This is a genomic window from Streptosporangium sp. NPDC023615, assembly GCF_040640155.1.
Classification (GTDB): domain Bacteria; phylum Actinomycetota; class Actinomycetes; order Streptosporangiales; family Streptosporangiaceae; genus Streptosporangium.
Genome location: NZ_JBFABE010000036.1, coordinates 67,248 through 76,811 on the forward strand (window position 1 = coordinate 67,248; position 9,564 = coordinate 76,811).

At 69.8% G+C, this 9,564-nt stretch carries 12 protein-coding genes and 1 pseudogene; 5 read left to right on the forward strand and 8 right to left on the reverse strand.

Features of this window, described 5'->3' with window-relative positions; all coding sequences use genetic code 11:
* Positions 1-30: 30 nt before the first annotated feature.
* Entirely contained in the window at positions 31-978 is a 948-nt protein-coding gene (locus tag AB0G16_RS23765) for a hypothetical protein (protein WP_362808766.1), read from the reverse strand.
* Between the two features lie 450 nt (positions 979-1,428).
* Between AB0G16_RS23765 and AB0G16_RS23770 the strand changes: the two genes are divergently transcribed.
* A complete protein-coding gene (locus AB0G16_RS23770; RefSeq protein ID WP_362808769.1) occupies positions 1,429-2,016 on the forward strand; it encodes a GNAT family N-acetyltransferase in 588 nt (195 codons plus the stop codon).
* Positions 2,017-2,147: 131 nt separating this feature from the next.
* On the opposite strand, the gene AB0G16_RS23775 is transcribed toward AB0G16_RS23770, so the two are convergent.
* Positions 2,148-2,780 (reverse strand): hypothetical protein, encoded by a 633-nt coding sequence (locus AB0G16_RS23775; RefSeq protein ID WP_362808771.1) that lies wholly within the window; start codon positions 2,778-2,780, stop codon positions 2,148-2,150.
* A 29-nt stretch (positions 2,781-2,809) separates the two neighbouring features.
* Positions 2,810-3,322, reverse strand: a complete 513-nt coding sequence (locus AB0G16_RS23780; protein ID WP_362808774.1) for a hypothetical protein — start codon at positions 3,320-3,322, stop codon at positions 2,810-2,812.
* A 662-nt stretch (positions 3,323-3,984) separates the two neighbouring features.
* Between AB0G16_RS23780 and AB0G16_RS23785 the strand changes: the two are divergent.
* The 3 genes and pseudogenes from AB0G16_RS23785 (at position 3,985) to AB0G16_RS23795 (ending at position 5,082) form a co-directional block, all read left to right on the forward strand.
* Positions 3,985-4,391 (forward strand): annotated as a pseudogene (locus tag AB0G16_RS23785) (DUF4291 family protein).
* A gap of 8 nt (positions 4,392-4,399) precedes the next feature.
* Positions 4,400-4,696 carry a metalloregulator ArsR/SmtB family transcription factor gene (locus AB0G16_RS23790; protein WP_362808777.1) on the forward strand — a complete coding sequence of 99 codons (297 nt, stop codon included), beginning with the start codon at positions 4,400-4,402 and terminating at the stop codon, positions 4,694-4,696.
* Complete coding sequence (locus tag AB0G16_RS23795) at positions 4,696-5,082, forward strand: VOC family protein (protein ID WP_362808799.1); 387 nt, start codon at positions 4,696-4,698, stop codon at positions 5,080-5,082. Before AB0G16_RS23790 ends, AB0G16_RS23795 begins: the two co-directional genes overlap by 1 nt.
* Before the next feature lie 210 nt (positions 5,083-5,292).
* Here the strand turns inward: AB0G16_RS23795 and AB0G16_RS23800 are convergent, their stop codons facing one another.
* The 4 genes from AB0G16_RS23800 to AB0G16_RS23815 form a co-directional block, all read right to left on the reverse strand.
* The gene (locus AB0G16_RS23800; protein WP_362808780.1) at positions 5,293-5,916 is read right to left on the reverse strand and encodes a DJ-1/PfpI family protein; all 624 of its coding nucleotides are present in this window, start codon (positions 5,914-5,916) and stop codon (positions 5,293-5,295) included.
* A 108-nt stretch (positions 5,917-6,024) separates the two neighbouring features.
* Positions 6,025-6,561 carry an AAA family ATPase gene (locus AB0G16_RS23805; RefSeq protein WP_362808783.1) on the reverse strand — a complete coding sequence of 179 codons (537 nt, stop codon included), beginning with the start codon at positions 6,559-6,561 and terminating at the stop codon, positions 6,025-6,027.
* Between the two features lie 263 nt (positions 6,562-6,824).
* Positions 6,825-7,550: a suppressor of fused domain protein gene (locus tag AB0G16_RS23810; protein WP_362808786.1), complete on the reverse strand. Its 726-nt coding sequence runs from the start codon at positions 7,548-7,550 to the stop codon at positions 6,825-6,827.
* Positions 7,540-8,169: an HAD-IA family hydrolase gene (locus AB0G16_RS23815; protein ID WP_362808789.1), complete on the reverse strand. Its 630-nt coding sequence runs from the start codon at positions 8,167-8,169 to the stop codon at positions 7,540-7,542. The genes AB0G16_RS23810 and AB0G16_RS23815 overlap by 11 nt, the downstream gene beginning before the upstream one ends.
* A gap of 433 nt (positions 8,170-8,602) precedes the next feature.
* On the opposite strand from AB0G16_RS23815, the gene AB0G16_RS23820 reads away from it, so the two are divergent.
* Entirely contained in the window at positions 8,603-8,947 is a 345-nt protein-coding gene (locus AB0G16_RS23820) for a VOC family protein (RefSeq protein WP_362808791.1), read from the forward strand.
* 128 nt (positions 8,948-9,075) lie between these two features.
* Here the strand turns inward: AB0G16_RS23820 and AB0G16_RS23825 are convergent, their stop codons facing one another.
* A complete protein-coding gene (locus AB0G16_RS23825; protein WP_362808794.1) occupies positions 9,076-9,300 on the reverse strand; it encodes a hypothetical protein in 225 nt (74 codons plus the stop codon).
* Positions 9,301-9,564 lie beyond the last annotated feature (264 nt).

Consider the following 9,564-nt stretch of genomic DNA (forward strand, 5'->3'; position numbering starts at 1 on the left):
GCCGCACCGGGACGTCGCGGCGCGAGAAAATCACCGGTTCGTACGACTTGCGCCGTGATCCTGACCGCCGCCACCGGCCCGGCCGGGGGGCGCGCCCGCCCGCGTCCGGTAGCGCCGGCGTAGCCGCCGCACGACGACGTACAGGATCGGCGCCGACGCCGACAGCGCCGCGAGCGGCCGGAGCGGGAGGACGAGCAGCATGACGCTCGCCCGGGACGTCCCGGGCGTCCCGGCGATAGACACCGTCGCGCGGCAGACGCACGCCGGCGGCGGGTCGGCCCATCTGACGGTGGCGGTCGCGCTCGTCCCGCGCGGCAGGACGAGGTCGGGGAACGGCACGTCCTCCCCGTTCACCCGCAGCCTCAGGCGGTCGGGGCCGGAGAGGTCGCGGTGCGCGGTCCCGAGGTTGTCGAGGGCGACGGTGAAGTCGACGGGACCACCCGTCGTGAAGGCGCGAGGAGTGGTGAGGCCGGCGATGCGCACCGACGTGTCGGCCGGTCCCGGGACCGTGATGTACAGGGGGGTTCCGATCGCCCGGTTCAACAGGACATCGCCTTCGGTGTCACGCGTGGGGACGACGAAGAGCAGGGCCGCCTGGTGCCCGCCGCTCTCCGCCCGCGCCGGAGGATCGATCAGCACGGTGACGCTCCGCTCCGCGCCGGGGGCCAGGCGGAATCGCGACGGCCTGACCGTGAGCCAACCGGCGGCCGAACGGGGGGCGTCGCGCCGGAGGGCCGCCCCACCGGACTCGTCCGTCGTGAGATCCGTGCCGCCGACCCTCACCTCGACCGGCGATCGGCCCCTGTTGATCACGTGGAACGAATGCCCGGCGTCGATCTCCTCCGGGCCGACGACCAGGCGCGCCGGACTCACCGTCAGCGAGAAATCGGGATCCGGAGCCGGACGTGCCGAACTCGCCGCCGTCGCCCACGTCGCGCCACCCGCCACCAGGAGCGCGACGGTCGCACGCTGAAGCATCCCGGTCACCGCGCACCCCCGTCGTCGTGATCGGGTCGAGGACTCCCCGGCGGTTCCACGCCGCCGCGGCGGCCCGCCCGTGCCGTTCGCGGAGCCCTCCCGACGGCAGGAGCGGCGGCAGGAGCGACGGCGGGCCCGCGTCACGGCGGGGAGCGCGCCGGGGACGACGGCTCCGACGCGCCCGCGAACAGGGGTGCCCTCGGCACGACCGTCGTCGAACATCGTTTTGACGCATGGTAACCGCGCGATCACCGCACGACCCGGACCGCGCGTGCCGGGCGCGCCGTCCGGGGACACGCCTCCCGGCTCCCGCGTCCCCGCGTCGTCCCGGCTCGTACCGGCGGCCGCCGGGCCCGTGCGCGCTCCGCCCCCGCGACGCCCGGCCCGGACGTCGCGGGAGGCCGGCCGTGACCTTGATCATGTTTTGCGCCCGGGGGCAGAATCGGTTCCATGACGGCGCCGGACGAGACCGAGAACCCCTTCCCCTCCCACCTGCGGCTGTCCGGGCTCGGGCTGCACCTGCGCGAGTGGACCGATGACGACCTGCCCGCCATGGTCGGCCTCTTCGACGAGCCGCAGGTCGCCCGCTGGACCCCGCTGCGCTCACCGTTCGACGCCGGCGCCGCCCGGGAGTATCTGGCCCGGGCCCGCGCGGCGCGTGCCGCCGGCCGCGGCGTGCAGCTCGCCGTCACCGAGGACGGCCGCGAGGCGCTGGGAGAGGTGCTGCTCTTCCTCAGACCCGGTGAGGCCCAGGTGGCCGAGCTCGCGTACGCGATCGGCGCCCGGCACCGGGGGCGGCGGCTGGCGGCGCGCGCCGTCGAGGTGATGGCGCGGTACGCCGCCACCTCGCTGGGGATGCGCGGCCTGGCCCTGCGCGTCGATCCGGCGAACGAGGCGAGCGTCGCGGTGGCGCGCGCCACCGGCTTTCACCTGACCGACGCCGAACCGGAGACCCTCGACCGCAGGGGCGACCGCGTCACCCTGCTCACATGGCGTCGTGACCTCGACCCGGGATCGGCCGGCGCCGGGAGCCCGTGAACGACCACGGGCCGGGGGCACGACGGCGAGGGGCGCGGACGGGCGGGCGGGGCGGTCGTGATCCGGGACCACGGGCCTGCCCGGCGGGAGGGCCGGGGCGTCGCGAACCCTCGGAGGCCGGGGACGGCCGGTCAGATCGGGATGCTGTACAGCGACCGGGGGGAGTCGAGGTACCGCTCGTCGATGAACCGCCCGGAGAGGCGGCCCGCCAGGATCAGCCAGTTGTCCAGCCACAGCCCCAGGCTGCCCACCGGCCTGGCCGGGCCTCCGGAGAACACGTCCACCAGGCCGGGGCGGCTCGGTTCGAGGCCTTCGGCGTACTCGTGGAAGGGCCAGCCGGGTGCGGCGATGTCGACCGGGCTGCGCCGCCCGGCGGTGACCCCGTCCGAGTAGTACAGATCGTGCACGCCCAGGTCACCGGCGTCCCACACCACCTGGACGAACCTGCGCCCGGCGGCGGCCAGCAGGTCGGTGCGCAGGGGCGGCCCGGCGACGGTGATGGCGTGGCTCCAGCCGGGGGCGTGCCCGCCGAGCCAGACGAGCTCCCTGAACGCGTACGGCTCGTAGTCCCGCATCGCCTCCCCGAGCCCGCAGCGCACCGCCGTCGCCGGATCGGAACCGAGGTCGCGGGCGATCTCGTCGGGGTCGTCGCCCTCGATCCAGGTCCCGGCGAACATGTCGCGGAACCCGCGCGCCCCGAGCGGCGCCCACTGTTCCCCGTAGTACGTCGCGAGGCCGTCACCCCGTTCCCCGTCGTATGTCATGAGGCCGTCACCCCGTTCCCCGTCGCATCTCATGAGGCCATCACCCCCACCGGGACCCGGCACAGGGTCCGTCGCTCGGCGAGCCAGTCGCGGTCGATGAACCGGCCGGTGACCCGCCCGACGGCGACCAGGTGGGGATCGAGGTCGTCCTCGTCACCCTGGTCCTTCAGGCGGAGGTCGCCGAGGCCCGTCCGGTCGTGGAGGCCGCCGACACCGTAGAACTCGTCGATCTCCCGCAGGTAGCAGAGGTCGAGGACCCGCCGGTCCGGCAGGCTCAGGTCGAGCACCGAACCGGCGACCACCAGGGCGAACGTCCAGCCCGGCGAGTGCCGGCCCATCCAGATGACCGGGGTGCACGCGTCCGCCCCGCTCCACCGCAGCGCGGTGGCCAGGTCGCATTCGAGCGTCGTGGCGGGATCGACCCCCAACCCGGCGGCGATCTCGCCGATGTCGCCGCCCTCGATCCACGCGGCCTGAAAATCCTCCCGCAATCCCGCGGAGGTCAGCAGCCTCCACTGGCTCTCTTCCGGGAACGCTTCCAACGGGTACCTCCGTCCATGAAATAGAGAAAGGCATCTTATACCTATGAAAGAATGCAAGCGCGCCTGCCGCAAGAATACTCACCGGTACGCTTTCTCTCGTCGAGGCCCCCGGAGGAACGAGCACTCCGTCAGAAGTAAAGACGCCGTGACGCCTGCGCGGACACCCTATGACGCCGCGATGAAAAGGAAAGGCGGCGGCCGATCGCCGCCCCGCCGGGCGGTCGGAGAACGACTCGGGAGGGGAGCGGACGCGGGTCGTCGGCCACGCTCACTACATCGACGACCAGCGGATTTCTCGCCGATCAACGGCGGTGGCCGGCCGGGGACGACGCCGTCGCGGCCAATACCCGTTCTCCCGAATCGGCGCCTCGATCCGTAAACCGGCATTCGTCACGGCAAAAAACCGGCGCGCCGGCCGGACCTGGGACGGCGCCTCGAGGCCGCCCGCGACGAAGAGCGGGAGACCAGGACCGCCCCAGCATTAGGGCCGTATTTCCCCGGGCCCTCACACGCTTCACATCGTCGTTCGTCGCGCGCGGGACGTCGCCCTCCGGCTCATTCACGGCGACGTCATTCCACAGCGGAGAAGGCCGCCGCTAAACCGATCGCCCTTCCCGGCCGCACGCCTCATCCTGTCTACCACGGAAGAACCGAGACACAGGATCCGGGCGGTCCGCACCACGTACACGATCACCGTCTACCAGGCCTACGCCCCGGAGATCGGCCTCCCCGCCGCTCGTCACGGCCGCTTTCCCGACACCTGGAGACGGGAACGGATGACGTGGATCAAGCCCTCGTTCCTGTGGATGATGTACCGCTGCGGCTGGGGCACCAAGGAGGACAGCGGACCGTGCTGGCCGTCGAGATCACCCGCGAGGGGTTCGAATGGGCCCTGCGCCACGCGTGCCTGTCGCACCACGAGCCCGGCCTTCATCCCGACCGGGCCACCTGGAGGCGACGGCTCGGCAGCGCCCCGACCCGGGCCGTCACCGTCCGGAGAGCCGGCACCCGCGCCGCGGCCCCGAACGGACCTCCCTCCCTTGACAGGCAAGCGACTACTTGCCTATAACTGTGCCCATGGACGCAGATCCCGACCTGTTCAAGGCCATCGGCGACGCGACACGACGGATCATCCTGGACGAGCTGACCGACAAGGACGGTCAGACGCTGTTCGAGATCTGCAACCGACTGACCATGAAGCACGGCCTGGCCTCCTCGCGCCAGGCCATCTCGCAGCACCTCGCGGTGCTCGAACAGGCCGGCCTGGTGCACACCCGGCGGCAGAGCCGCTACAAGTTCCACCACATCGACACGAGCCCGCTGCGCTCGATCATCGAGCGGTGGCCCATCGACCGAGAGGCACCGAACCCATGATCCGTATCCACATCACCAGCGTGTTCGTCGACGACCAGGCCAAGGCGCTGGCCTTCTACACCGAGAAGCTGGGATTCATCAAGAAGACCGACGTGCCCGCCGGCGAGGCCCGATGGCTCACCGTGGTCTCGCCCGCGAACCCGGACGGTGTGGAGCTGCTGCTGGAGCCGGACGGCCACCCGGCGGCGGGCCCGTTCAAGAAGGCCCTGGTCACCGACGGCATCCCGTTCACCCAGTTCGCCGTCGACGACGTGTACGCCGAGGTCGAACGGCTCAAGGGCCTGGGCGTCGAGTTCACCCAGGACGCGACCGACCTCGGCCCGGTGGTCACCGCCGTCTTCGACGACACGTGCGGCAACCTGATCCAGCTCGCCACCCTGAAGTAGCCGCTCACCGCGTCGGCGACCACCGGGGCCGGCCGGTTCGCCCTCCCCGTCCGCCCGCACCGGTACGTGATCCCGGTGAGCGGCCCTTCGAACCACCGCGGCCCAGGCCGGGACGGTCGCAGGTCCCGTGAACTCCCCTGTTCCCGGCCGTACCGGCACGCGAACGTCACGCGTCGCGGTGCCACCGGGGTCACCCAGGGGCTCGTGCCGTCAGCGGATCCCCCGGGCGAGAAGATCCTTGGCGGCCTGGGACGCCTTCGCGGGGGACCCGGCGTCGAACGGCGGTCGCGGGTCGTACTCGATCGCAAGCTGGATCGCCTCGGCGGTGGTCTGATCGGCGATCTGTGCCGCCAGTGCGAGCGCCATGTCGATGCCGGAGGAAACCCCGGCAGCGGTCACGATCTTTCCCTGGAACACCACCCGCTCGGCCGTATAGGCGGCCCCGAACGACTCCAGCACGTCGACCGCCGCCCAATGGGTCGTCGCCGAGAGTCCCGTCAGCAGTCCGGCGGCTCCCAGCAGCAACGACCCCGTGCACACGGAGGTCGTCCAGACGCTTCCCCGGTGCATGCGCCGGATCCAGTCGAGAAGTCCGGCGTCCTGCAACAGCCCCCGCGCTCCCGGACCCCCGGGAACCAGCAACACGTCACACGAGTCGATGTCGGCGAACGCCGCGTCGGCGGTGATGGCCAGCGACCTGGGGACGTCCCGCACCGGTCCGGACTCGGTGGCCGCGAACACGATCTCGGCACCCGGCAGGAATTTGAGCACCTCGTAGGGACCTACCGCGTCAAGGGCGGTGAACCGTTCGAACAGCGGTATGACGACACGCACGAAGACTCCCTTACCGATTCCGGTGATCGGCGACCGGGCCCCGAGGAGCGCACCGGTCCCCGTCCCCGCCATGAGGCGCGTGACGTACACGCGCGCCGCCCGCGCTGATCACCCCGAGTCGAGCCCCCCGCCGGAGGCGCGGGAACCGACTCTCCCGTCGTGCCGCCCCCAGGGGCGATCGAAGAGGGCGAGCTCACCACGATCGGGAGCCTCGAAGGCCTCGGCCCACTGCTCGATCATGTCGCGGCTGACAACCGCCGTGCCCGGCGCTTCCCACCTGTTGCGCGTTTCCAGCCGACGCCACAACTCGTCGACGGGAACCGCCAGGTAGTGCAGCTCGACAGTGGCCCCGAGCGCGCGAGCACGGAGCCGCATCTCATCGCGTTCGGCACGAACCCAGAAACCGAACTCCAGGATCACACTCGCTCCGAGCCGGACGAGGTCTTCCGACTGCCGCCGGAACAGCCCTTCCAGCCGATCGCGTGGCTCTGCCTCGTGGAGGTCGATGCCCAGGTGGGCCAACCATTCGTCCGGACAGAGGCGAACGGCCGGAATCCGGTCGGCCAGCCGCTTCGCCAGAGTCGTCTTGCCTGCCCCCGGCAGCCCGCACAGCAAGATCAATCGCCCTGGAGTGCCCCCGTTCATGCCGGAAATCCTATGCCGGACCACCGTTCCGACCCCCTTCATCGCCTGGACGGAGGCTGAGAAAGGAGCGGCGAGTGCCGAACTCCACGCCACCGGACACCTCTCCTCCGGCATCGGTATCCAGGTGCCGCACAGGGGAGCACCCGCCTGGGCGGGCACGGACGTGCACCGTGGAGGGGCACTTCAGGCAGGCGACCGTACGGCAGCCGCCCCTTGGGCGGGCGCGGTGACCGGAGGCCACGAGGGGATGCCGGTCCCCGTTGTCAGGCGACCGACGGCCGATGAGGGTCGATGTAGTCGACCTGCCTCTCCTCGAAGAGCGACTCGAGGGCTTCGAGGCCGACGTCCATGACGAGGTCGCGTTCTGCCGGGGTGATCGGTAAGAGCCAGAGGATGCGGGCGTGGCCGCCGTCCCACGCCCAGACCTCGAAATCGGGTCCGAAGGGGTAAGGCAGGCTGACCAGATACCGGTCGCACGACGAACCGGTGAACCACGGCCGGCCGATCGGGACGACATGACCGTGGTCGAGCCGCTGCTCGGACGGGCCCGCGTGATAGTAGGCGCTCATGGTCATCGACTCGAGGTGCTGCCAGTCATCGGTGCGCGCGGTGAGAACGAACTCCAGGCCGTGCCCTTCGGCCGAGGCGACGGTGGCGCAGCCCGAACTCACGTAGGTCCAGCCGCCGAACCGCGGCCCCGGTCCGATACGGAAGATCCGGAACCCCGGGAGCCGCTCCCCGACGGGGCCCACGACACCAGGCAGGCAATCGACCCGATGCCCCCGGAAGAAGCCCTCCAGGTGTCCTCGCAGGGCGTCATGGGCTTCGGCCACGTCACTCCTCTCATCAGGGGCGTGAGACCACTTCTTCGGCAGGACCGTTTCAGCCATGATCGGGAGTTCGAAGTCCGGCTCCGAGCAATGCCGGACGAGTGTTGATGCGAGCCCTCGCGTGCCTTTGCTGCACTCGTGCCGGTACTCAGCGATCACCGATCATCGTGAGGAGATAGGGCGCCGCCCCGTCAAGCGAGGAAAAGCAGATATCCGCCTTGTCCAGATCATCGGAGATATGGGTGGTGGTTACACCTACCACGGTGCATCCCGCCGCCTTCCCCGCGGTTATCCCATGAGGTGCGTCTTCGATCACGATGCAGTCGGCGGGATCAACCGCGAGAAGTTCGGCCGCCTTGATATAGCCCTCAGGATGAGGCTTTGAGTACTCGACGTCCTCGCCATAGATCTGCACCGAGGGTAACGGGAGCGAGGCAGACCTGAAGCGCCTGTGGACCGGGCTTCTGCTGCCTGACGTGACCAATGCCCAAGGGCGTCGAGCCAGCCTGCCCAGCAGGGTCACGGCCCCCTCCGCTGCCGGGAAGGCGTCGCCTTCCTTGGCCATCAGATCGTTCAACACCTTGCGCTCGGCGGTGGGATCGAGGGCAGGTGCGACATCGCGGACGGTGTCTTCGGGCCGGCGGCCGTGGGTGAGGCTCCACACCCGGTCTCTGTCCAGTCCACGCATGTCGGACCAGGCGTTCCAGATGCGCCGATGCGTCGCCCCGGAGTCCAGCAACACACCGTCGACGTCGAACAGCAAAGCCTTGATCGCCATGAGTCAGAGGGTGCCACAGACGACCGGGACGATGCTTTCCTCCGCCCTCGAAGCGCAAAGAGAGCACCGGCGAGATCAGTTCTTCCGGCAGGCGAGCGAGAATGGGAAACGATCGAAGCCCATCGGGTTTTCTCTCACACCTGGAGCCTTGCGATCGAGCGGAGACGGGGATCGAACCCGCGCTGTCAGCTTGGGAAGTCCCTGACGCACCTGGTGTCTGAGCTGGGGTGACGCCGGCCTTCGGGGGAGCTCTTCGGGTATCCGTGATTCCCCGCGAGCCCCCGCCGGAGGCGCTTTCCCCCGACGACGGGCCTGGTGCGAGGTCCGATGCGCAACGGCGTCGTACCGTCTCTGGCACACTGTGACGGTGCGCGGACGAACCACCCATGCCCCGTCCACGCCACGTCGGTCAAGGTCCGACTGGTGGGGCGTCGTGCTTGAGGCTCCCGACCCCCGTTCGCTGGCGGAGTTCTACGCGAGTCTCCTGGGATGGGATGTGGTCGGACACGAGCCCGGTGTGACCACCATCACACCGCCGGAAGGGGTCGCGTACATAGCCTTCCAGTCGTCGGCGGGATACGTGCGCCCGGTATGGCCCGCCACCGAGGGAGCGCAACGCATCACGATGCACCTTGACTTCGAGGTGACCGATCTGCGCGCCGCGGTCGCTCACGCGCTGGAGATGGGTGCGCAGGAGGCCGGCCACCAGCCTCAGGAGAACGTCAGGGTCCTCCTCGATCCGGCAGGGCACCCCTTCTGCCTGTACTCCGACGGCTAGATCGAGGAGACAATCTCCACGATCTCGGCACACGACCTCCCGAACTGCTGCGGTACAGGTGAGAGGTGGTCTTCACCTGCCCGCGATTCCTCGTGATTCCCCGGCCGTACCGGCACACGAGTGGCACGTCACCTACGGCTCTTGATCGCTGCCTCAATACGCAGCCCAATTCCGACGGTCGCGAAGATGAGTGCTCCAAGGAGGGCGTTGGTGGTGAGTTCTTCTTCGATGATGAAGCCGAAGACGGGAACCGCTGCGCTCAGGGCAAGAGCTGCGTTCCCCCACCCGTCCACTGGTTGGGTGCCGTCAGTCGCCTTTCCCTGACGTGCGGCGGGATCTTCTTGTTCCGTCATGGGCTGAGCATCCCATCAGTGTGAGGCCGACAAAAGGATGGAGAATGCCACGCACATCTCATGTCGGCTTCCAACGGGGCTAGTCTCAAAGAGCTGACGCCCGCATGGGGAACTCCTCCACGCGGACGGCGTGATCTACCGGCACGCCGGCCAGGACCGGGAAAAGGCCATCGCGGACGCTTTGGGCAAGGCGTCCAAGGTGGTACGCGGGGTCGCGTCCTCGGAGCGGTGTAAAAGGCTCGACGAGGTAGGTGCCGCGGGCTG

Coding starts and splice junctions, on each gene's coding strand:
- AB0G16_RS23765 (WP_362808766.1), bottom strand. CDS start 978: ATGCTTCAGCGTGCGACCGTCGCGCTCCTGGTGGCGGGTGGCGCGACG.
- AB0G16_RS23805 (WP_362808783.1), bottom strand. CDS start 6,561: ATGAACGGGGGCACTCCAGGGCGATTGATCTTGCTGTGCGGGCTGCCG.
- AB0G16_RS23825 (WP_362808794.1), bottom strand. CDS start 9,300: ATGACGGAACAAGAAGATCCCGCCGCACGTCAGGGAAAGGCGACTGAC.
- AB0G16_RS23775 (WP_362808771.1), bottom strand. CDS start 2,780: ATGACATACGACGGGGAACGGGGTGACGGCCTCGCGACGTACTACGGG.
- AB0G16_RS23770 (WP_362808769.1), top strand. CDS start 1,429: ATGACGGCGCCGGACGAGACCGAGAACCCCTTCCCCTCCCACCTGCGG.
- AB0G16_RS23815 (WP_362808789.1), bottom strand. CDS start 8,169: ATGGCGATCAAGGCTTTGCTGTTCGACGTCGACGGTGTGTTGCTGGAC.
- AB0G16_RS23790 (WP_362808777.1), top strand. CDS start 4,400: ATGGACGCAGATCCCGACCTGTTCAAGGCCATCGGCGACGCGACACGA.